The organism is Arsukibacterium indicum, assembly GCF_019100565.1.
In the GTDB taxonomy this organism is placed as follows: domain Bacteria; phylum Pseudomonadota; class Gammaproteobacteria; order Enterobacterales; family Alteromonadaceae; genus Alishewanella; species Alishewanella indicum.
The window spans coordinates 112706-133757 of record NZ_JAHRID010000008.1 but is presented as its reverse complement, the minus strand read 5'-3'; the positions used below and the strand labels follow the sequence as shown (position 1 = coordinate 133757).

Genomic DNA, 21052 nt, shown 5'->3' with positions numbered 1-21052 from the left:
TTATCTCAGTTTCAGGGTCGCCAGACCCACCAGTACAAAAATGATTGATAAAATCCAGAAGCGGACGATAACCCGCGGCTCCGGCCAGCCTTTTAATTCGTAATGATGATGAATAGGTGCCATCCGGAAAATACGTTGGCCCCGTAATTTATAAGAGCCCACCTGCAGAATGACCGATACCGTTTCCATCACAAAAATGCCGCCCATAATAAACAGCACAATTTCCTGGCGGACTAAAATAGCGATTACACCCAGCACCGCACCCAGCGCCAGGGAGCCGACATCGCCCATAAAAACCTGAGCCGGATAAGTGTTAAACCACAGAAAGCCAAGGCCTGCGCCTATCATTGCGGCGCACAACACCACCAGTTCACTGGCATAAGGCAGATAAGGAATATTCAGATAGCCGGCAAAATTCACGTTGCCGCTGGCGTAGGCAATAATGGCAAAAGCACCGGCTACCATAATGGTTGGCACAATCGCCAGGCCATCCAGACCATCTGTCAGGTTTACGGCATTACTGGTGCCGACTATGACAAAGTAACTCAGTGCCAGAAATAACAAGCCAAGCTGTGGCATCACATCTTTTAAGAAAGGCACCAGCAACGCGGTTTCGGCCGGGCGCTCAGCGGTCATATATAAAAATAGCGCGGTAACAATGGCAAAAACCGACTGCCAGAAATACTTCCAGCGGGCAATCAGGCCTTTTGAATCTTTGCGGATGACTTTGCGGTAATCATCTATAAAGCCGATAGCACCGAAACTGACCAGTACAAACAGCACCACCCAGACATATTTGTTGCTTAAATTGGCCCACAACAGGGTACTGACCAGAATAGAGCCTAATATCAGCAGGCCACCCATGGTAGGTGTGCCTTTTTTAGAAAAATGACTTTCCGGGCCATCACCTCGCACTACCTGGCCAATCTGCATTTTCTGCAAACGGGCGATCAGAATAGGCCCGAAGTATAAGCTTAGAAATAACGACGTTAACACGCCGAGTATCGACCTGAAGGTCAGATAGCTGAACACATTAAAAAAGCTGATGTACTGGGTTAAATATTCGGCTAACCACACTAGCATGGGCTACTCTCCTGCTGACATCGTTCTAGCAAGTCCTGCACAACTAACTCCATTTTCGCACTACGAGAGCCCTTAACGAGTAGGGTGACATTCTGCTGGGTTGTAATAAGCGGTAACAGCCGGTCTAACATCGACTGCCGCGAGCTGAAATGTGAACCTTGTCCGTTGAACAAGTCACTGGCGCTCTGTGATAACACACCCAGGGTGAATAACAGATTAATACCGGCTTCTTTGGCGTATAAACCTATTTCTTCGTGGTACAAACGGGCGTTCGCGCCCAGCTCAGCCATGTCACCGAGCAGCAGCACCCGATAGCCCTGATAACTGGCCAGTAAATCAATTGCTGCTTTTACCGACTCAACATTGGCGTTGTAACTGTCGTCAATCAGCTTAATATTTTTGTTGAGCTCAATAATATTGGTGCGACCTTTTACCCCGGCCATTTGCGCCAGCCCCAGCTGCACATCGCTAAGGTTGGCCCCTACGGCTATTGCTGCAGCAGCTGCCGCCAGGGCATTGGCCACGTTATGCTTACCGGGCAAGCTAAGCTGCACCAGCACCTGCTCGTTCTGATAAACCAGAGTAAAGCGGGCACAACCCTGACTATTGAGGGTAATGCGCTCTGCCCGGATGTCAGCGCTGCTGGCCTCGCGGCTATCATTTTTAAAATCACTTTCAAAACTGATTATTTTTAAACGCTTACAACGGTTGCGCCAGTAGTCGGTAAACTCACTGTCGTGCTGCATAATGGCAATGCCGCTGTCGGCCACGCCAGAAAAAATTTCGCCTTTCGCCCGGGCCACGCCGTAGGTATCACCAAAGCCTTCCAGATGCGAAGCTGCAGCATTGGTAATAATGGCAACGTCAGGTTTTACCAGCGACGTAGTATAGGCAATTTCGCCGGCATGATTGGCCCCAAGCTCCATCACTGCAAACTGGTGTTCTGCCGTTAAACGTAACAAGGTAAGTGGCACACCAATATCGTTATTAAAATTGCCCTGAGTGGCCAGCACCTGACCGCAGCGGCACAAAATGGCGGCCAGCATTTCTTTAACGGTGGTTTTACCGGCACTACCGGTTACTGCAATCGTTTTTGGCTGCAAGCGGGCTTTAACAGCCGCTCCCAACTGGCCAAGGGCTACCCGGGTATCGGCCACGACTATCTGGCTGATATCGCAATCCAGTGGCCGGTCGACCACTATTGCCGCTGCCCCCTTTGCCATTACGTCGGCAACAAAGCGGCTGCCATCAAAATTCGGGCCCTTTAAGGCAATGAAAAGCGCTCCTGCGCTTATCGTTCGGCTATCGGTGCTAACATCGCTGACTGAGTGATTGTCGCCAATTAACTGCCCGTTCAACAGGGAGGCTATTTCTGCACAGCTTAGCGTTATCATAATGCCATCTCCGACATAAGTTGCCGTACGTAAGCACGCTCATCATAGTGGTGGTGTTCGTGCCCGATAATCTGAGTTGTTTCATGGCCTTTGCCAGCCAGCAGGATCACATCACCCTGCTGGGCACTGACCAGAGCCAGCTTGATAGCCAGCTGCCGGTTTGGCTCAATCCGGTAATTGTCGGTGTCCTGCATGCCTGCGGCGATGTCCTGACAAATCTGCATGGGGTCTTCGCTGCGCGGATTATCTGAGGTAACAATGCAGTGATCAGCCAGCTGCTGGGCCTGCTGGCCCATTAATGGCCGTTTGCCTTTGTCGCGATCACCACCGCAGCCAAACACACACCATAACCGGCCGCCACAGTGCCGCCGCAGCGCCTGTAGCGCCTGCTGCAGAGCGTCAGGGGTATGAGCATAATCAACAACCACGGTAACCCCATGGCTGAACACGAACTGCTCCATCCGGCCGGCAAGTGGTTGCAGGCTGCTGGCAGCATGCAGTAATTCAGTTAAGTCATAGCCAAGCGCCAGTAAACTGCTGATGGCTGCCAGACTGTTCTGAATATTAAATTCGCCCAGTAGCGGTAAATTCAGTTTATGCTCTCCCGCCTGACTGCTTAACAAGCATTGAAAGCCTTGCTCGGTCGCGGTGAGCTGGTGATAGCCCAGAAAACGGCTAAAGCCCTGGCAATCTTCTGCTTTGCCATAGGCCCACACCGGAATGTCATTGCGACTGGCCAATGCCTTGCCAAGCGGATCAGACACATTGAGCACCGCACAACGGCTCATTTCAGGTTGGAACAGCAAGCTTTTCGCCTGGCCATACTCTGCCATACTGCCATGGTAATCGAGGTGATCCCGGCTTAAGTTGGTAAATACTGCCACCTGAAACTGAATACCGGCGACCCGCTGCTGTGCCAGCGCATGCGACGACACTTCCATTGCTACCAGCTGACGCTTATTGGCAGCAAATTCTGCCAGAATGCTTTGTATTTCAATGTAATGCGGAGTGGTATTCTGCAATGGCGTCAGTTGTCGCCAGTGGCCATAACCCAAAGTACCGATTACCGCCGCCGGCGTATCACATTGCTCAGCCAGCTGATTAATAAAACAACAGGAACTGGATTTACCGTTGGTACCAGTAATGCCAATGAGCTGCAAATGCTGTTGCGGCTGCTGATAAAAACGCGCCGCCAGCAGAGGCATTTGCTCAACCAAATCGGCCAGTACCAGTATTTTTTCGTGGTCCAGCGGTTGTTGCTGAGCATAGTCACTATCGGTCAGTACCAGCGCCGCACTCTGAGCCAACGCCTGTGTTATATACTTATTACCATGTTCACGGGTACCTGGCAGGGCAACAAACACATCACCTGCTGCTACCCGGCGACTGTCCAGTTGTAAATGCTGCAGTGGCCGGTCTGCAAGTTTTGCTGCCTCTTCAGGCAACCATAAATGGAGCTGGTTAGTTGCCATTGTTGCCTCCTGCCCGGCTGATCAGCGCCGGGCCGGTATCGGCGTCTGGCGTGACATTTAACAGTTGCAGGCTGGCGCCCATAATGCTGGCAAACACTGGCGCTGCAATTTCGCCACCATGATAAAAATCACCTGCCGGTTCATTAATTACCACTACCGTAACAATGCGTGGGTTTGACACAGGGCCAACTCCGGCAAACGATGCAATATAGTCGTCACCATAACCGCCAGCCACCGCTTTACGGGCAGTACCTGTTTTTCCACCAACCCGGTATCCCTGTACCTGCGCCCGGGTAGCCGTACCACCGGGGCCAATGTTTGCTTCCATCATTTCCAGCATGGCCAGGGCATGCGTTTGCGCCAGGACCCGCTGGCCGGGCTCTGGTTCGTTATTTTTAATAATACTAAGTGGCCGGTTGATACCGCCATTTGCCATGGTGGCGTAGGCCCGGGCCAGTTGCACTGCAGTAACAGATAAGCCGTAACCATAGGAGAAGGTTGCTCGCTCAAAATCTGACCAGCGCTGGCGGTAACTGAAAATGCCGCTGCTTTCGCCTGCCAGACCCAGCCCGGTTTCTTCACCAAGCCCCATATTGTTATATAACGCCACCACGTGCTGATGCGGCATATCCAATACCAGCTTGGCCACGCCCATGTTGCTGGATTTCTGAATAATGCCGGTTAAATCCAGCTTTTTGTAATTATTCGGATCGCGTACCCAGCTGCCGCCAATGCGCATGGTACCCGGGCTGGTATCTACCACGGTATCAAGGGTGGCGCTGCCAAATTCCAGGGCACTGAGCACGGCCAGTGGTTTCATGGTCGAACCTGGCTCAAAGGTATCGGTAATAGCGCGATTGCGAAAGCGGTGTACCGGAGTGTTACGCCGGTTATTCGGGTTAAAAGACGGGCTGTTAACCATCGCCAGAATTTCGCCGCTGGCAACATCGACCACCACCGCTGAGCCGGAGGTTGCACCATGCGACAGCACCGCTTTTTTCAGTTCCCGGTAGGCTACCGTCTGAATGCGCTGATCAATACTCAGTTGCAGATTAGCCGGCGCCGTGGCGTCCTGGCGCTCCAGCACTTCTATTTCACGGCCTTTGGCATCTTTACGAAACACTTTGCGCCCGGCAGTGCCGGTCAGTAAGTCGTTAAAGCGTTTTTCAATACCCTCTACCCCAACATCATCAACATTGGTAAAGCCGATTAACTGCGCGGTGACTTCGCCGGCCGGATAATAGCGTTTCGATTCCTGCCGGAAATAGATGCCCGGTACTTTCAGTTTTTTAACATAATCGACCACGGCCGGATTAACCTGACGTTGCAGATAAACAAAGCGTCGTTTCGGATCGTCACCCACCCGGCTAAGTAATTGCTGTGGGGTCATTTGCATAATATCGGCAAGGGCATGCCAGCGCCGTTCATCCGCAGGGGCATTGCGTTCAATGACAATTTTCGGATCGGCCCAGATCGCTTCAACCGGAACGCTGACCGCCAACGCTTCACCATGGCGGTCAAACACCATGCCACGCATTACGGTGTCTGCTTCAACCCGTAAACTGCGGCGATCGCCCTGAGTTACCAGCATATCCGGCTCCACCACCTGCAACCAGGCAGCCCGGGCCAGCAAGGCCACAAATACTGATGTCAGCATTACCATTACAAAGGCGAAACGCCAGCTGATCACTGACGGATACTGGCGGGCTTTGGCCTGGCTTTTACGTGGTTTAGCCGTCATTGTGACCTCACCATAATGTCGCGCTCGCCGCTGGGCCGCTGCATATTTAAGCGCCTTCTGGCGATATCCTCCACCCGGCTGTGCTCCGCCAGAGAACGTTGCTCCAGCAGTAAATTACGCCACTGAGTATCCAGCTGGTCGCGCTGCTGATAATAGGTATCCTGGGCAATGGTTAACTGCCGGTTTAAGTGGGCCAGATACACGACCGCCAGGGCTGAAGCAATACAAGCCAGCAGCAGCACACTGGCCAGCTTATGCTGGCGCCAGTCCTGACTGATTAGCCGTTCGAGCTGGATCTGGCTCATAGCCGCTGCCCCCCGCTTAAATGCTGCTTCTCGGCAATTCTCAGCACGGCGCTTCGTGCCCGCGGATTGGCAGCAAGTTCAGCGTCTGAAGGCATAATAGCCTTGCCAACCAGTTTCAGCGGAATGGCTTTGTTTAACTGGGCATCAGTTAATGGCATACCACGCGGTACCGGTTCGCCTTTGGAGTAACGGCGCATAAACTGTTTAACCAGCCGGTCTTCCAGCGAATGAAAGCTGATAACCACCAGCCGGCCACCAGGCTTAAGCACAGCCATGGCAGCATGCAGCGCCTGATTCACCTGTTCCAGTTCACTGTTAACGTAAATCCGGATCGCCTGAAAGCTTCGGGTTGCAGGGTGCTTCTTTTCTTTCTGGCTGTTGGGTACCGCATCGCTGATCAGCTTCGCCAGCTGGGCGGTGCGGGTAAAAGGCGTTTCTGTCCTGGCTGCCACGATGGCCTGGGCAATACGCCAGGCAAAGCGCTCTTCACCGTACTCCCGCAGCACAAAGCTGATGTCTTCAACATCGGCGCTGGCCAGCCACTGCGCAGCCGACATACCACTGCCGGGGTCCATTCGCATATCCAGCGGGCCGTCACGCATAAAGCTGAAACCACGTTCAGCGTCGTCCAGTTGTGGGGACGACACACCTAAATCCAGCAAAATGCCATCTAATTTGCCACTGAGCTGATGTTGCTCAGCCACGGATGCCAGGGCGGCAAAGGGGGTATGGGTGATATGAAAACGCGCATCAGCTTGCAGTGGGGCTGCAGCAGCAATGGCGGCGGGATCGCGATCTATGGCGAATAAGCGGCCGTCAGGGCCAAGGTGTTTAAGTATTTCCCTGCTATGGCCGCCACGCCCAAAGGTACCGTCCAGGTATACCCCGTCGGCTTTAATTGCTAGTCCGTCAAGTGCTTCGTGCAGCAGGACAGAGATATGAGCGTGGCTAGTCATTTACAGTACAAAGTCCTGTAATCTTTCAGATAATTCAACGCTGCCTGCCTGGGCCTGTTCTAGTTCAATATCAGCGGTTAAACGCTCATGCCAGGCGGCTTCGTCCCATATTTCAAATTTATTCAGCTGGCCTACCAGCCGGATATTTTTTGTAAGGCCTGCATGCTGACGCAACGGCGCCGGCACTAAAATACGGCCATTTTTATCCATGTCGCAATCCGTTGCATTACCCAGCAGCAAGCGTTGCAGGCGACGTTCCTGCGGGTTCAGGCTCGACAACGACTTCAGTTTTTCTTCTATTTCTTCCCACTCAGCCAGCGGGTACAATAATAAGCACGGGTCATGCAAGTCGATGGTGCAGATCAAGTGGCCCTGGTTTTCAGACAGCAGGAACTCGCGGTAACGCGCAGGTAGCGCCAACCGTCCCTTGTCATCCATTGTCAGTGTAAACGAGCCACGAAACATAACTTATCTGCCTGGTTAACCGGGCTGCGATTTTTAGCGCAGCGCCCGCCTGAATCGATCGGAAAATTCCAATATGATCCACAATTACCCACAAATCCCCACAACGATACAGTTTAGGGCTCTGCTTTAACCAATGTCAAGGTAAAAACCGCGTCTGCTGATCGATTAAGATCCAGTAAATTCGGGCGCTCGGCTAAAGTTGATGATTTTGGTGGGGAAAAGTGGCGCGGGCCAAAATGTTTATATCCTGATCAGCAGCAAATTAATTTGCCTTTGCCGGCTTTTTCAGCAGAAAACTTGCTATTGCCGAATAAATTATTCAATATAAATTTACATACCGCATAACTAATTTTTTATCACCGGTTGTCACGCCGGTTAAACCTAAGACCACCGCCTATGCTGAGTTTACTGAAGATACGTGGCATGCTGGACCAGATGTCGGTTATTGAGCGCAAGCTGGCCGAGTTTATTCTGGACAATGCCCATATGCTGCGTGATTACTCCTCACAGCAATTGGCGGATGCCGTTGGCATCAGTCAGTCGAGTGTGGTGAAGTTTTGTCAGAAGCTTGGCTATAAGGGTTACCCTGATCTGAAGCTGGCGATCAACGAAGCCGTGGTAACCGCCAGCACCCTGAACCGGGATCAGGCCGACAAGAATAGCGATGACGGCAGCTTAATTGGTATTGGCGAACAGTTGCAGTTTAGTTTGCAGCAGCATTTGCGAACCTTACTAACCATTAACGATGAAAAAACTCTGCTAAAAGCAGCCCGCTTATTACAAAGTGCCGACAAAATATTACTGGCTGGCTTTGCTAAATCAGCAATAGTGGTGGCCGATATGCAATTCAGGCTGCTGCAGCTGGGTAAGCTGGCTTTGCATCACGCCGATCCGGCGTTAGCGTTGCAACTGGCCCGTAGCTTAACCGACACCAGTGTCTTGCTGCTGGTATCCGATTCCGGCCAGAACAGTGATTTGCTAAAGCTGGAGCACTATGCCAAAAGCCGCCAGCTGAAAATTATCTCGCTGACCAGCTACAAAACCAACGCCCAGAGCCTGGCCGCTGACATTACCCTGTTTACCTTAAGTGCAGAAGAAGATATCCGGTTAAATCCGCTGTTAACCCAGCTGGCCCAGCAGCATCTGTGTCATATGCTGTATTTGCAGTTGTGCCAGTGGCAGAATAACGATTTGGCGCTGACTGAAAGCACCGAACTCATGGGCTTACTGGAAAAACCCTAATTTGCATCAGCAAACTTAACACTCAACATTTAACACTTAAAACTAATAAGTCAGGGCAGCATTTTTAAACCGTCTATAGCGGTGATCCCAAGCCCCGGCGCATTGCCGATGGTAATATCGGCATCATTAAAGCTAACACTGCTGCTAACCGGGTCAAAGGCGCAAAGAGACGGGCCGTCTAAATCAATTTTGGTAATAACGTCAGACTTGGCTACCGCAACATGCACTGCTGCCGCCACGCTGATACTGCCTTCCAGCATGCAACCGATCATGCACTGCATATCGTAAAACGAGCAAATATCGGCAATTTTTATAGCATTGGCAATGCCGCCGGTTTTCATTAGCTTAATATTAATAATGTCGGCGGCCCGCATTTTAATCAGTTCTATGACCTCACGCGGGCCAAAGCTGCTTTCGTCAGCCATAACCGGGGTATGCACCCGCTCGGTAATGTATTTTAAACCGTCTAAATCGTATGCCTTCACCGGTTGCTCTACCAACTCCAGCCGCACTCCGGCATCTTCCAGCTTACGTAGCGCATATACCGCTTCTTTAGCTGTCCAGCCCTGATTAGCATCCAGCCGGATCAAAGCTTTGCCGGCTACCGCTGCATAAATGGCTTTCACCCGTTCAATATCAACGCCGATATCTTTGCCCACTTTCACTTTCAGGGTTTCAAAACCACGGTCTATCGCGCTTAGTGAGTCAGCGACCATCTTGTCGATATAATCGACACTGATGGTAATATCGGTGGTAATTTTTGGTACGCCACCGCCCAGCATTTTATAAAGCGGAGCCTGATAAAGCTGAGCAAATAAGTCATACACTGCCATTTCCACCGCGGCTTTGGCACTGTAGTTTTTCATAATCGCGCCCTGAATAAGGCGAATAATATGGTTTAAATCGGCAATCTGCTGGCCTACCAGTTTTGGCTTAAGCACGCTCTTAATCGCATCAATTATCGAACCATGAATATCGCCGGTAATTACCGCGGTGGCCGGCGCTTCGCCATAGCCGATATGGCCGGTGTCAGTTTCAATCATTACCACGACATCTTCGATTTGCTGCACGGTGCGCAGCGCCGTTTTAAACGGTGTTTTCAGTGGTATGGTCAGCATGCCCAGCCGGATATCGGTAATTTTCATAGGTGCCTCGGTTAACGCAACGATTTAATCGCGTATATTTTATCCAGATAACTGTGGTCGGCCGAAAGCCGCAGCGGGGTTAGCGGCGTTACCGCCACCCCATTTAAGATGCCCTGATACAGTGCCGGTGTGCTTTGTGTCTGGCTGTCCTCAGTGGCACCCATATCAGAAAAATACGCCAGCTCATGTACTGAGTGAATAACAAAGGGCTCACCGTTATCACTCCCCAGATACAGCATGACATGGCCAGGCCGGTAAATTAAATCGCCAACCCTGGCCTGACTGATGGCGTCCAGTTTATCGCTGTCACTACTTTGATCGCTAAAACGGATATTGCTGCCATAACGGCCCTCGCCCTGCTGGCCGGAATTGCGTGGCATTAACAAGCCAAAACTGCGGTAGATTTCAATGATAAAGCCGGTACAGTCCCGGCTATCATAGTCATGGCCCCAGCCGTAGCGATCGCCAAGAAACTTAAAAGCCTGCTTCAGCACGTTAGCCGGCGTATAAGGCAGATAACCGATGCTGACGTCCTGCTGGCGGGCAATAAGTGCCGGCGTAAATGCCAGACTGCCGTCGCTGTTGCGCACCGGCAGTTTTACAATATAACTGGCATGCGGGTTCTGGCCATGTACATTATGGCCGGTATCATCAGTACTTAGCAGCGGCAGCCGGGTTCCCATATCCAGCAGCAACTTTGAAATGGCCGGCACGGCTGGCGTATAGCTGGTGGTAGCGCGGGCACCGGTTACCAGCAGAAATGGCGTCTGTTCACTGTAATCCAACACCTGTTGCCGGCTGCCAATCGCCACATCCGCGGCCTGCACCCAACCGGTGTAATGATAGTTCTGCACCAGTAACCAATTACTATCGCTACTTAAATGCAGCACCGCTATTGGCTCTCCGGGAAACAATGCGGTTTCCTGAAAGCGATCTAAATCCAGCGCCATCTGTTCATTGTGCACTCTGTCTTCGGTCGGCATGCTGCGCAAGTCTGTCCGCTTTACCACCAGCGCAAAGCGCACTGGGTTATCAGCTTTTACAGCCTCGCTATTCAGGTTCTGGCGGTAAGTTTGCCATTGCGAAGCGGTTACCGCCTCACCATTAGCATAAAACCGGGGATGCTTAGCTGAAGCGCTGGCGCTGTCGATTATTGCCGCTAACCTTGCTGCCGGTAAGCTTGCCGGCAAGTCGGCCAACCGGTTCATTTCTGGCTGCAAGGCAAAGGTTTTGCTATTTCTGGCGCTGATTTGCGCGCTGGTTAACAATAGCTGATCGGCATCTGCAACCTTCGCCAGCCAGAAATCGGCACTAAGATGATCGGTAGTTAACATAGGAATATCTGACTTCGCATAAACGTTTTCCTGCAAACAGCTGCTGCCAAAGCATAAAAGTAATATTAACCAATAACCTAGTCTCATTTTGTCCTCTTATCAGCATAGGAAAAATGCCGACTGACTTTTATAATAGCTGCAAATAGAATCAAATATTCCAATTAATAATAATTTTTAGCATAAATTATTTTCAAAACCAAAAAATTATTGCTATGTTAATTTTGTGCAGAAAATAAACACCTCGCACTATAACTATAAACAGGTATTAAAAAGGGCAAGCAGAACCCTGTTACGGACAGCTACAACACGCAACTCCAGGAGAGATACTGATGAAGTATAACGAGCTTAAATTTATAAAAAGTCGTTTGGCGCAAGCAACCCAATTCGCTTTTCGCTCCCCGGCTACAGTTACCGCTATGGTACTGGCTGGAATTCTGACCTGTGCCCCGGCAGCAGCACAACAGGTAGGTGGTATCCGCGGTAAGGTGACCACTGAGCAAACCGGTGACTCACTGGCAGGGGTTACCGTCACTGCAACCAGTAATGTATTACCTGGTGCACGTACGGCAATAACCAAGGAAGATGGTAGCTATTCATTACCTTTACTTATTCCTGGTCGCTACCAGCTAACCTTTACTGCTGCTGATGGCTCTGTCCGCCGCACCGAAGTTGAAGTACGGCTCGAGCAAACGTCAAATGTCGATGTGCAACTTGATGGCAGCACCAGTGATATTGAAGTGATTGAAATTGTTGGTAGCACTATCGTGCGGGAAGGTAATTCCAGCCTGACCAATTCACTTGGTGCTACCGCGATTGAAAGTTTGCCAATTGGTCAAAATTACCGTGACTTGCTGAAGCTGATCCCCGGCGTGCAATACTCTGAAAATGCCACACTCGGCCCGGCAGCCGGTGGTTCAGGTGTCGACAACAAATATGGCTTCGATGGCGTTGATGTCTCGCTGCCCTTGTTTGGTAACTTAGCGTCAGAGCCGTCAACCCACGACGTATTGCATGTATCAATGGATCGCGGCGGCGCCAAAGCAGTAGGCTTTAACCGTTCAGGCGGTTTCGCCATCGATACAGTATCTAAATCAGGCACTGATGAATACAAAGGTAGCGTTGAATACAAGCTGCAGGATAAAAGCATGGTATCTGACATTACCGGTGATATCCCTTATGAACTCGATCAAAGCTGGATTACTGCCGGCTTTGGCGGTCCGATAATTAAAGATGCATTGTACTTTTATGGTTCTTACTACCGGCCGGAAGTAGACCGGGTAAATAAAGAAACCGCTTATGGTCCGGTAAAAAGCTATAACAGCACCCGGGATGAGTTTTTTGGCAAGTTAACCTGGGCGGCAACCGACGATTTGCTGTTTAATATCAGCCAGCGCAGTTCCGATCGTGAAGTGGTAGGCGCCTCTATTGGGACACTGGACAGCAATGAAGGCTCACTGGGTGAAAAAGCCGAACAGGATATTTTTACGCTGGATGGCTCATGGCTGATTGATGGTGACACTTCATTGACCTTTAACATCAATAGTTTCTCGCTGAAATCTTCTGGTACGCCCGATACCATTCTCAGCGTTAACCCAACAATTGGCTCAAGCCTCGATTTAAATAACCTGAACCAGATGGGTCGGTTCAGTGTGCCAACATTAAGACCAGATACCCCGGAAAATGCAGCGTTTAATGCGGCAGCACAAATGCTTATTAATCAATATGGCTATATCGATGACAGCGGTAACCGCACTGGCGGTGGCAGGGTTGGTGCATATAATCAATTTGATATCACCGAATTCTCCCGCGAGAGCTTTGAAATTGCGCTGGATCGGGAAATGGAACTGGGCAATGCCTGGCATAATTTCCACATTGGCTTTAAATATTCAGAGTTGAAAGAAGAGTTAAGCCGGGTGTCAAATGGCTGGGGCACTATTGGCTTTCTGGGTGGTTTAAGCACTACAGTACCGGGTGCATTTTATCAGGCCACCATAGTAGGTGCCGATCCCAGTGTCGGTAGCGATCTGAACGTGCTGGAATCTTCAGTTAAAACCTATAACCTGGAAATTAATGACACCATTACTGCCGGCGACTTTGAATACAACATTGGCGTGCTGATCAGTAAAGACGTGCTCTACGGCCAGGGTTTACGGGAAAATCCCAATAACCTGTCTGGCTTTGAGCTGGCTCCCGGGAATAAGTACAAAATGTACACCATGGACTGGGATGATATGATCCAACCCCGGCTGGGTGTTACCTGGCGTTACGATGGCGAAAACACCGTGTTTGGTAATTTCGCTGTATATCACCCTGAAGCCAACTCACTGGCCCGCGCCGCATCGTGGGACAGGTCAACCCTTAACCGGATCACCGATGTCTATTTTGACGAAAACGGTGACTTTGTTGAAGAGCGCTATCGTGGCTCTTCCTCAGGTAAGTTTTTTGCAGACGGCTTAAAGCCACGCCGGATCGATGAGTTTACCATTGGTACTACCAAAGCAATGAGCAGTCAGCTGTATTTGCGTGGCCATATCCGCCATCGCAAAGGCTCAAATTTCTGGGAAGACGTGCCAAATGCAGCGCGGCTGTCTGGTACCTATGGCAACGGTCAGGTACCTGCCGACATTGCAGCAAGAGGGCTCTATATACCTGAACTGGCAGACTACCGCTCAGAAATTGGTGGTTCAAGCTATGTTATTGCCGAAGTGGATGGCGGTTATACCAAATACTGGGAAGCCAGCATTGAAGCAGAATGGATAGGTGAACGTACCTATGTTAATGCCTCTTATGTCTGGAGCCGCTACACCGGTAACTTTGACCAGGACAATACCACCACTAACAATGATGCCAATACCTTTATCGGTTCATCCTTCTATAACGATGAACCAGGTAAGTTCTCTTGGGATAACAAAGACGGCACCTTAAGTGCAGATAAACCGCATTTACTGAAAGTGTTCGGTTATTACACCCTGGACTGGGATGCCAATGTTGGTGCGTACTTCCTGTATCAATCCGGTCAGGCCTGGGAAACCTGGTCAGCTGAGTATTATGGCCATGCCCCTACCAGTGCTTACTATGCTGCTAACGCTTATGCCGAAAAGGCCGGTAGTCGCAGAACCTCAAGTCACTGGCAGGTAGATTTAAACTATACCCAGAACTTTGCAGTAACTGACAAACTGAATATGAAGTTTCAGATTGATATCTTTAACCTGTTCGACCGTCAGACCGGCTACAACGTGAACCCCTACGATTATCAGGCAAATTATGGCCAGGCCCGTAGTTTCTACCTGCCACGCAGGATCCAGTTATCAGTCGGTATTGATTTCTAATCCCATGTTGTTCCTGGTACCTTTTGCCCGCCTTGTGCGGGCTTTTTTCTGAGCAAAAGCTCAGGGCAGTAAACAGACATAAAAAAACCGCGCCAGGCAGCAGCCTTTGCGCGGTTATCTGTTAAATAGGTGAGTTGGCCATTAAGCCGGGTTCTGTGCTCTGTTGCCAGAGTGACAATCATTCCTCTAGGACTTAGGTCACCCTAAGCCTCAAGCAATCTACCCGCCCTCAACGCGGGCCGCGCCATAGAGGGCCTATTTGATCTTGCTCCGGGTGGAGTTTACCGTGCCACGAACTGTTACCAGTCGCGCGGTGCGCTCTTACCGCACCCTTTCACCCTTACCTGATCCTGCCAAAGCAGGCCATCGGCGGTTTGCTCTCTGTTGCACTGGTCGTAGGCTCACGCCCCCCAGGCATTACCTGGCACCCTGCCCTGTGGAGCCCGGACTTTCCTCCCCTTGCTTACGCAAGCAGCGATTGTCTTGGCCAACTCAGCGCGGATTATACCCGAATCGTCAACTTTCACCAGCCCATTCCAATGCCAGCTTATACAGGGCGTTTTTCTTTTCGTTATGAATTTGTGCTGTTAAGGCGGCGGCTTGTTTTACCGGCAGTTCAGCCAGCAGAATTTTTAAGGTAGTTTGCGCCTGCTCACTAATATCGCTGGCAGCCCGGGCCGGCTCAGACGCTATCATCAATACCATTTCGCCCTGACAGCGCTGCGGGTCTTCATTCAGCCAGGCCTGGATTTGCGCTGGTGTACCATGACAAAAGGCCTCAAAGGTTTTGGTCAGCTCTTTGGCCAGCACCAGCTCGCGATCCGCGCCCAGCACCAGGGCCACATCATCTAAACAAGCCTGAATACGCCGGGCGGTTTCATAACAAACAATAGTGCCAACATCGGCCGGCAATGCCGCTAGCTGGCTCTGCCGCTGGTTACTTTTGGCCGCCAGAAAACCAATAAACAAAAATTTGTCTGTGGGCAACCCCGCTGCACACAGCGCAGTAATAACTGCACTGGGCCCCGGTATTGGCACAACCCTGACTCCGGCTTCCCGGCACTGCCGAACCAGATTGTAACCCGGGTCGCTAATAAGCGGCGTGCCGGCATCCGATACCAGTGCCAGGTCTTCACCCGCCAGACAGCGCTCTATAATACTGGCCGCCCGTTGTTTTTCATTGTGATCATGCAACGCCAGAGTGCGGGTGGTTACCCCAAGGTGCGCCAGTAACTTGCCGGTGTGGCGGGTGTCTTCAGCGGCGATACAGCTAACCTGCTTTAACGTAGCCACTGCGCGCTCGCTAATGTCAGCTAAATTGCCGATTGGTGTGGCAACAACATACAAAGATCCGGTTTGTGTGGTCATATTTCGCTATTTAATTGAGCTTGGCGGGCAGTCTAAGTAAGATAGCCCTATTAAAAGCCTAATGGTACTGTGCAACGTGAATTCCAGCAAATTAAAGCCACTGCTATTTTTAAGCCTGTGCGGCCTGTTAGCCAGCTGCGCCCAGCAACCGACGCCAACTGCAGACCGGCCGGTGGTTACAACGCCCGCTGAGGTACCGGCAACGGTTGAGACAGATGCCCGTGAACTGTATCAGAATGCCCGCGACTATCAGGGCGAAGCCCGGCAAATTCATTTGCTGCGTGCTGCCCGGGCTGCGCTTGAGCAGCAGCAATATCCACTGGCGCTGGCCATAACCCATAGCCTGGCAAACAGTGAATATGCAGTAGTGCGCCAACGCAATACCCTGCTTTTGCTGCAGGCCTATCTGGCCAGCAATGAGTTCGAGCGCGCCAGTATCTTACTGGAGCAAACTAATCTGGATACGCTGCCACAAGCCGATCTTAGCGAATACTTATGGCAGGGCGCCCGCTTTTATGCCAGCCAGCAACGTAGCCTGGCGGCCAGTCGTTGGCTGTTGCAACTGGATCAGCTGCAACAAACCGATGCTAACTATCCGGAACTATGGGATTTATTGTGGCAGCAACTTACGGCTCTAAGCCCGGGTAATCTCAGTACCCTGCGCACCAATGCCACCGAACGCAATCTGGCCTGGTTAAATCTGGCCGAGTTAAGCCGGGCCAACATCGGCCAGCAGCAAGCGTTGCAACAGGCCCTTGTTGCCTGGCATCAGCGCTACCCCTTTATGCCCGAACCTGATGCCCTGCCCCAGGCACTGCAGCAACTGATAACGTTAACGCCTTATCAACCCAGCCGAATTGGCGTAATACTGCCTTTTAGCGGTAATTTCCGGGCGCATGCCAAAGCCCTGCAATATGGTTTAGTTACTGCTGCCAGTGCCCGGCAGGGTGCGGCGAACCTGATTTTTATCGATAGCCAGCAAAGTCCTGAGCAGATTACCGCTGAATTAAAACAGCAACTGGTAGATTTCGTTATCGGCCCGCTACTGCGTGATCAGGTTGATGTTATCAGTCAGCAGCAGGACTGGCCCTGGCCTACGCTGTTTTTAAACAGCCGTAATCCTGACCAGCCAAAACGGCCAAACCACTTTTTTTACGCCCTGAGCCTGGAAGATGAAGCCAGCCAGATGGCAGAGTTGTTTCAGCAGAAAAATTATCAGCGCCCGGTGGTGATCAGTGCCCGCAATAATATCAGTCAGCGGATGCAGCAGCATTTTGCCAGCCAGTGGCAGGCACTTGGCCATCCGAAACCAGAGCTTTATCAGTTCAGTGCCAAAGCCGAGCTTGAAGCCATTGTCAGCAACCTGCTGGAAACTGATATCAGCCAGAACCGGATCCGCAGCATCAGCGGCTTAGTCAGCGGCAATACCAAACTAGAGGCTGAACCGCACAGCAGGCTGGACATTGATGCCATTTATCTGCTGGCAGATCCAATCCAAACCCGGTTATTTAAACCCTATGTCGATGTATCGGTAAACCAAACCGCGCCAAAGTTACCGGTTTATGCCAGCTCGCGCAGTTTCAGTGCCAGCCTGGATCGCAACGAACAGCGCGACTTAAACGGCCTGACCTTTACTGAAATGCCCTGGATGCTGGGCGAGCAAAGCAGCGTGCTATTGCGTGAAGAGTATCAGCAGCTGTTTACCGACCAGGACGAAATACTGCAACGGTTATATGCGATGGGCCATGATGCCTATCAGCTGATAGCCCGCCTAAAGCAACAACAGCATCTGCCAGCGCTGGTTTTCCCCGGCCTGACCGGTCAGCTTAGTCTGGATAAAAATGGCAGCGTGGTACGCCGGCTAAGCTGGGCCAGCTATCGGAATAACCGCCTGGTTGCCGTGCAGGAACCCTGAACCTAAACAACGGATTGTAAAAAGCTGATTATGAATAGCAAAGGGGAATACTACGAGCAACTGGCGCTGGATTACCTGTTGCAACACGGGCTTAGTCTGGTATGTCGTAATTTCCAGTGCAAAGCCGGCGAAATCGACTTAGTGATGCGCCAGGCGCAGCAACTGGTGTTTGTTGAGGTAAAATACCGGGCCAGTGCCGCCTTTGGCGGCGCCCTGGCGGCAGTAACCGCTGCCAAACAGCAGAAACTGCTCAGGGCAGTGCGCTGGTACTTGCAGCAGCATGGCGGCCAGAACCAGCCATGCCGGATAGACGTATTAGCAATTGAAGGGCGCGAGCCCTTTCACTACAACTGGTTGCAAAATGCCTTCAGTTAAAAGGACAAAGTGATGCAGGAACATATCCGCCAGCTTTTCAGTGAAAATATTCAAACCATGATTGCCACCAGCGAAGCGCTGGCGGAGCCAATTGAGAACAGTGCGCTGGTTATCGTTAACAGCCTGATCAGTGGCGGCAAGGTCCTGTGCTGCGGCGCCGGAGCCAGCCACGGCCTGGCCGGCCATTTTGCCCAACTGTTGCTAGACCAGTTTGAAACCGAGCGGCCCTGTCTGCCGGCGCTGGCCCTGCAAAATGATATATCCAGCCTGCACCCGAATAATCATATTAATCAGGATTATCTGGCCCGTCAGGTTCGGGCACTGGGCAGTGCAGCCGACGTACTACTGGTTATTTCACTTACCGGCTCCGAACAAAGTTTAATTAAGGCAGTCGAAGCAGCGGTAACCAGTGATATGAAAGTGGTGGCGCTGACTATTGATAATGATAGCGAACTCGCCGGCCTGCTCAACCAGCAGGATGTGGAGCTAAAAGTTCCGGCACACCGGCCGGCCCGGGTATTTGAATGCTACACCTTTTTACTGCATTGCCTTTGCGAACTAATTGACACTACGCTGTTTCCACAGCAGGGAGAACTATGAATATCAGCAAACTTATGGCACTTACTGCCGCTATTTTACTGTTACAGGGTTGTGCCGCAGCCGTGGTTGCAGGTGGCGCCACCGCAGCCAGCGCCGCTAACGATCGGCGCACCCTTGGCTCACAGCTGGACGACAACAGCATTGTTATCCGCGCCCGGCGGACAATTGGCACGGCCGAAAGCATTCCGGACAGCAGCAACATTAATGTTACCAGCTACAATGGGGTTGTTTTGCTTACGGGTCAGGTTAACAACAACACGATAAAACAGCAGGCAGAGCAGCAGATTAAAGACACCCCGGGCGTGCGGGATATTCATAATCAAATCCGGCTGGGTAACAGCACCTCTTTAACCACCCGCACCCGCGACAGTTGGATCACCACCAAGGTGAAAACTCAGTTACTGGCCGATGACGACGTCGCAGGCCTGAACATTAAAGTGGTTACCGAAAATGCTGAAGTATTTTTAATGGGTTTGGTACAAGGGCCGGAAGCAGACAAAGCGGTAGATATTGCCCGTAATGTCGATGGCGTAGCGCGGGTTATTAAAGCCTTTGAGAGGCGTTAAAGTTCTAATCCATCAAGAATTCCCAAAAGGGGCCACAGCTAATCCGGCCCCTTTTGCTTGTTAGCACTCCTGCAGTGCTTTCAGCACTTTGGAGTGAAACTCACGTTGTTTCATTACTATCATTACTATTACCGTACTTGCCATAAATAATAACGGGTCAATAAACCATGACAGGGTCGACAGGGAAAAGTAAATAGCACGTAAGCCATAGTTAAATGAATGACCAGCCTGATCAATGACCTTGGCCGCCCGATTGGCATACAATGCCTGGTCGTCCTCATTAAGATTGCGGCCATCCGGCGCCGCACCGATTAAAACTCCGCAAAAGCCATACTGGCGTAATGACCAGGTAAACTGGAAAAACGCAAACACAAAAATAAAGGTTAGTAACAACAACTTCAGCTGCACTGACCCTTCGCTATAGTCGGCCCAGGGCACCAGATTAGACAACATCAGGCTGAGTTTTTCTGCCGAGGCCATCGCCGTCAGTAAACCGGCTAAAATAAGCAGCGAGCTGGAGGCAAAAAAAGTAACATTACGTTCCAGGGTAGAGATTAAGCCAACGTCAGCCATTTTGTTATCACGCAACAGCATTTTTTGCATCCAGTCGGTACGCTTTCGTCGCAGTTCGAATGACAGACAGCTGACAACCTTTGCCCGGCGCTTGGCGTACAGGGTGTAGCCAATCCATAAAATAAAAAACCAGATAACGGCAATTAAATCCAGTGGTCCGGGCATAGGCTACTCCTGCAATAATAGGCTGAGTACGAACAATAACGAATGCGGGCTAGCATACCGCATTACGCAGTATTTTTTGCTGGTAACGAATATGTCGCCAGGCATCCAGACTGTAAATAAGCAATGCCAGCCAGATAAAGCCGAAGGTGATTAAACTGGCAGGCTTTAATGGCTCGTGATATAGCCAGACCCCGAAAATAAACATCAGACTGGGCCCGATATACTGAAAAAACCCCATCGTCGACAACTGCAAACGCCGGGCGCCGGCAATAAAACACAGCAATGGAATTGTCGTCACAAAGGCCGCAGCAATCAGCAGCATATTCAGGCTAGCACTATTGTGCAACATATTAACAGCGCTGCTGTCAGCAAAGTAATACCAGTAGCCAATGGCCAACGGCAACAATAATAATGATTCAACAAATAAACCGGTGATGGCCTCTACCGCCAGCTTTTTGCGCAATAGTCCGTAAACAGCAAAAGAGCCGGCCAGGGCCAGCGCTAACAAAGGTATCGAGCCAAATATTACCACCTGGATAGCCACGCCACTGGCCGCCAGTCCCAGTGCCAGCCATTGCAGGCGGCGCAGCCGTTCTCCCAGAAACAACATGCCAAGCATTACATTCAGCAGTGGATTAATGTAATAGCCCAGACTAGCCTGCAGCATATGGTTGCTGTTGACCGCCCAGATAAATAAGCCCCAATTGAAGCCAAGAATAACCGCGGTAAATAACAACCATAACATCAGCTTTGGCTGGCGCAGCAGTGTAATAAGCCTGGGCCCCTGTTTCAGCGCCAGTAATACCAGCAACAGCAGCAGACACGACCAGACAATCCGGTGCACCAGGATCTCTGTCGCGGCAATAAAATCAATTTGTTTGAAATACAACGGGGCAACACCCCAGAGGGTATAAGCACTGGCAGCGAATACACCGCCGAGCTTCTGCTCCCTGCTTAACGACATCTTGTTACCTCAGACAGCTGACCGCCAGCCAACCAGAAAAATACCGGCCCCCGCTGCAAT

18 protein-coding genes and 1 other RNA gene are annotated in these 21052 nt (G+C 51.1%); 6 read left to right on the top strand and 13 right to left on the bottom strand.

Annotated features, from left to right (window positions below; all coding sequences use genetic code 11):
- Genes mraY through mraZ form a run of 7 tightly spaced genes read right to left on the bottom strand, consistent with a single transcriptional unit; the run spans position 1 to position 7416 of the window.
- Entirely contained in the window at positions 1 to 1083 is a 1083-nt protein-coding gene (mraY, locus tag KQY15_RS15800; protein WP_217670881.1) for a phospho-N-acetylmuramoyl-pentapeptide-transferase, read from the bottom strand.
- Positions 1077 to 2477, bottom strand: coding sequence for a UDP-N-acetylmuramoyl-tripeptide--D-alanyl-D-alanine ligase (locus KQY15_RS15795; RefSeq protein ID WP_217670879.1), 1401 nt, complete (start codon positions 2475 to 2477; stop codon positions 1077 to 1079). Before KQY15_RS15795 ends, mraY begins: the two co-directional genes overlap by 7 nt.
- Positions 2474 to 3949 (bottom strand): UDP-N-acetylmuramoyl-L-alanyl-D-glutamate--2,6-diaminopimelate ligase, encoded by a 1476-nt coding sequence (locus KQY15_RS15790; protein WP_217670877.1) that lies wholly within the window; start codon positions 3947 to 3949, stop codon positions 2474 to 2476. The genes KQY15_RS15795 and KQY15_RS15790 overlap by 4 nt, the downstream gene beginning before the upstream one ends.
- Complete coding sequence (locus KQY15_RS15785) at positions 3939 to 5690, bottom strand: penicillin-binding transpeptidase domain-containing protein (RefSeq protein ID WP_217670875.1); 1752 nt, start codon at positions 5688 to 5690, stop codon at positions 3939 to 3941. Before KQY15_RS15785 ends, KQY15_RS15790 begins: the two co-directional genes overlap by 11 nt.
- Positions 5687 to 5995 (bottom strand): cell division protein FtsL, encoded by a 309-nt coding sequence (gene ftsL / locus KQY15_RS15780; RefSeq protein ID WP_217670873.1) that lies wholly within the window; start codon positions 5993 to 5995, stop codon positions 5687 to 5689. Before ftsL ends, KQY15_RS15785 begins: the two co-directional genes overlap by 4 nt.
- Positions 5992 to 6951, bottom strand: a complete 960-nt coding sequence (gene rsmH, locus KQY15_RS15775; protein WP_217670871.1) for a 16S rRNA (cytosine(1402)-N(4))-methyltransferase RsmH — start codon at positions 6949 to 6951, stop codon at positions 5992 to 5994. The genes ftsL and rsmH overlap by 4 nt, the downstream gene beginning before the upstream one ends.
- On the bottom strand, positions 6952 to 7416 hold the full coding sequence (gene mraZ / locus KQY15_RS15770; protein WP_217670869.1) for a division/cell wall cluster transcriptional repressor MraZ: 465 nt from the start codon (positions 7414 to 7416) through the stop codon (positions 6952 to 6954).
- 396 nt (positions 7417 to 7812) lie between these two features.
- Here mraZ and KQY15_RS15765 point away from each other — a divergent pair, with 396 nt between their 5' ends.
- Positions 7813 to 8658 carry a MurR/RpiR family transcriptional regulator gene (locus KQY15_RS15765; RefSeq protein ID WP_217670867.1) on the top strand — a complete coding sequence of 282 codons (846 nt, stop codon included), beginning with the start codon at positions 7813 to 7815 and terminating at the stop codon, positions 8656 to 8658.
- A 50-nt stretch (positions 8659 to 8708) separates the two neighbouring features.
- Here the strand turns inward: KQY15_RS15765 and KQY15_RS15760 are convergent, their stop codons facing one another.
- Complete coding sequence (locus KQY15_RS15760) at positions 8709 to 9803, bottom strand: dipeptide epimerase (RefSeq protein ID WP_217670865.1); 1095 nt, start codon at positions 9801 to 9803, stop codon at positions 8709 to 8711.
- A gap of 11 nt (positions 9804 to 9814) precedes the next feature.
- Positions 9815 to 11137: an SH3 domain-containing protein gene (locus KQY15_RS15755; RefSeq protein WP_254795767.1), complete on the bottom strand. Its 1323-nt coding sequence runs from the start codon at positions 11135 to 11137 to the stop codon at positions 9815 to 9817.
- A 329-nt stretch (positions 11138 to 11466) separates the two neighbouring features.
- Between KQY15_RS15755 and KQY15_RS15750 the strand changes: the two genes are divergently transcribed.
- Complete coding sequence (locus KQY15_RS15750) at positions 11467 to 14466, top strand: TonB-dependent receptor (protein ID WP_217670861.1); 3000 nt, start codon at positions 11467 to 11469, stop codon at positions 14464 to 14466.
- Between the two features lie 126 nt (positions 14467 to 14592).
- Here KQY15_RS15750 and rnpB read toward each other — a convergent pair.
- Both rnpB and rsmI read right to left on the bottom strand, forming a co-directional pair.
- An RNA gene (rnpB, locus tag KQY15_RS15745) (RNase P RNA component class A) lies at positions 14593 to 14961 on the bottom strand.
- Between the two features lie 21 nt (positions 14962 to 14982).
- Positions 14983 to 15834 (bottom strand): 16S rRNA (cytidine(1402)-2'-O)-methyltransferase, encoded by an 852-nt coding sequence (gene rsmI / locus KQY15_RS15740; protein WP_217670859.1) that lies wholly within the window; start codon positions 15832 to 15834, stop codon positions 14983 to 14985.
- A 76-nt stretch (positions 15835 to 15910) separates the two neighbouring features.
- Here rsmI and KQY15_RS15735 point away from each other — a divergent pair, with 76 nt between their 5' ends.
- From KQY15_RS15735 to dolP, 4 genes are read left to right on the top strand one after another with little or no spacing between them, the layout of a single operon-like run.
- The gene (locus KQY15_RS15735) at positions 15911 to 17749 is read left to right on the top strand and encodes a penicillin-binding protein activator (RefSeq protein WP_308160255.1); all 1839 of its coding nucleotides are present in this window, start codon (positions 15911 to 15913) and stop codon (positions 17747 to 17749) included.
- Between the two features lie 30 nt (positions 17750 to 17779).
- Entirely contained in the window at positions 17780 to 18124 is a 345-nt protein-coding gene (locus tag KQY15_RS15730; RefSeq protein ID WP_217670855.1) for a YraN family protein, read from the top strand.
- A gap of 12 nt (positions 18125 to 18136) precedes the next feature.
- Complete coding sequence (locus tag KQY15_RS15725; RefSeq protein WP_217670853.1) at positions 18137 to 18724, top strand: SIS domain-containing protein; 588 nt, start codon at positions 18137 to 18139, stop codon at positions 18722 to 18724.
- On the top strand, positions 18721 to 19290 hold the full coding sequence (gene dolP, locus KQY15_RS15720; RefSeq protein ID WP_217670852.1) for a division/outer membrane stress-associated lipid-binding lipoprotein: 570 nt from the start codon (positions 18721 to 18723) through the stop codon (positions 19288 to 19290). The genes KQY15_RS15725 and dolP overlap by 4 nt, the downstream gene beginning before the upstream one ends.
- Before the next feature lie 60 nt (positions 19291 to 19350).
- On the opposite strand, the gene KQY15_RS15715 is transcribed toward dolP, so the two are convergent.
- Both KQY15_RS15715 and rarD read right to left on the bottom strand, forming a co-directional pair.
- Positions 19351 to 20028 (bottom strand): DUF599 domain-containing protein, encoded by a 678-nt coding sequence (locus KQY15_RS15715; RefSeq protein ID WP_217670850.1) that lies wholly within the window; start codon positions 20026 to 20028, stop codon positions 19351 to 19353.
- Between the two features lie 49 nt (positions 20029 to 20077).
- Positions 20078 to 20992, bottom strand: coding sequence for an EamA family transporter RarD (rarD, locus tag KQY15_RS15710; protein WP_217670847.1), 915 nt, complete (start codon positions 20990 to 20992; stop codon positions 20078 to 20080).
- Positions 20993 to 21052 lie beyond the last annotated feature (60 nt).

Excerpts from the sequence above, each read along its gene's own strand:
- mraY (WP_217670881.1), bottom strand. The coding sequence starts at position 1,083 with ATGCTAGTGTGGTTAGCCGAATATTTAACCCAGTACATCAGCTTTTTT.
- KQY15_RS15795 (WP_217670879.1), bottom strand. The coding sequence starts at position 2,477 with ATGATAACGCTAAGCTGTGCAGAAATAGCCTCCCTGTTGAACGGGCAG.
- KQY15_RS15790 (WP_217670877.1), bottom strand. The coding sequence starts at position 3,949 with ATGGCAACTAACCAGCTCCATTTATGGTTGCCTGAAGAGGCAGCAAAA.
- KQY15_RS15785 (WP_217670875.1), bottom strand. The coding sequence starts at position 5,690 with ATGACGGCTAAACCACGTAAAAGCCAGGCCAAAGCCCGCCAGTATCCG.
- ftsL (WP_217670873.1), bottom strand. The coding sequence starts at position 5,995 with ATGAGCCAGATCCAGCTCGAACGGCTAATCAGTCAGGACTGGCGCCAG.
- rsmH (WP_217670871.1), bottom strand. The coding sequence starts at position 6,951 with ATGACTAGCCACGCTCATATCTCTGTCCTGCTGCACGAAGCACTTGAC.
- mraZ (WP_217670869.1), bottom strand. The coding sequence starts at position 7,416 with ATGTTTCGTGGCTCGTTTACACTGACAATGGATGACAAGGGACGGTTG.
- KQY15_RS15765 (WP_217670867.1), top strand. The coding sequence starts at position 7,813 with ATGCTGAGTTTACTGAAGATACGTGGCATGCTGGACCAGATGTCGGTT.
- KQY15_RS15760 (WP_217670865.1), bottom strand. The coding sequence starts at position 9,803 with ATGAAAATTACCGATATCCGGCTGGGCATGCTGACCATACCACTGAAA.
- KQY15_RS15755 (WP_254795767.1), bottom strand. The coding sequence starts at position 11,137 with ATGTTAACTACCGATCATCTTAGTGCCGATTTCTGGCTGGCGAAGGTT.
- KQY15_RS15750 (WP_217670861.1), top strand. The coding sequence starts at position 11,467 with ATGAAGTATAACGAGCTTAAATTTATAAAAAGTCGTTTGGCGCAAGCA.
- rsmI (WP_217670859.1), bottom strand. The coding sequence starts at position 15,834 with ATGACCACACAAACCGGATCTTTGTATGTTGTTGCCACACCAATCGGC.
- KQY15_RS15730 (WP_217670855.1), top strand. The coding sequence starts at position 17,780 with ATGAATAGCAAAGGGGAATACTACGAGCAACTGGCGCTGGATTACCTG.
- KQY15_RS15725 (WP_217670853.1), top strand. The coding sequence starts at position 18,137 with ATGCAGGAACATATCCGCCAGCTTTTCAGTGAAAATATTCAAACCATG.
- dolP (WP_217670852.1), top strand. The coding sequence starts at position 18,721 with ATGAATATCAGCAAACTTATGGCACTTACTGCCGCTATTTTACTGTTA.
- KQY15_RS15715 (WP_217670850.1), bottom strand. The coding sequence starts at position 20,028 with ATGCCCGGACCACTGGATTTAATTGCCGTTATCTGGTTTTTTATTTTA.
- rarD (WP_217670847.1), bottom strand. The coding sequence starts at position 20,992 with ATGTCGTTAAGCAGGGAGCAGAAGCTCGGCGGTGTATTCGCTGCCAGT.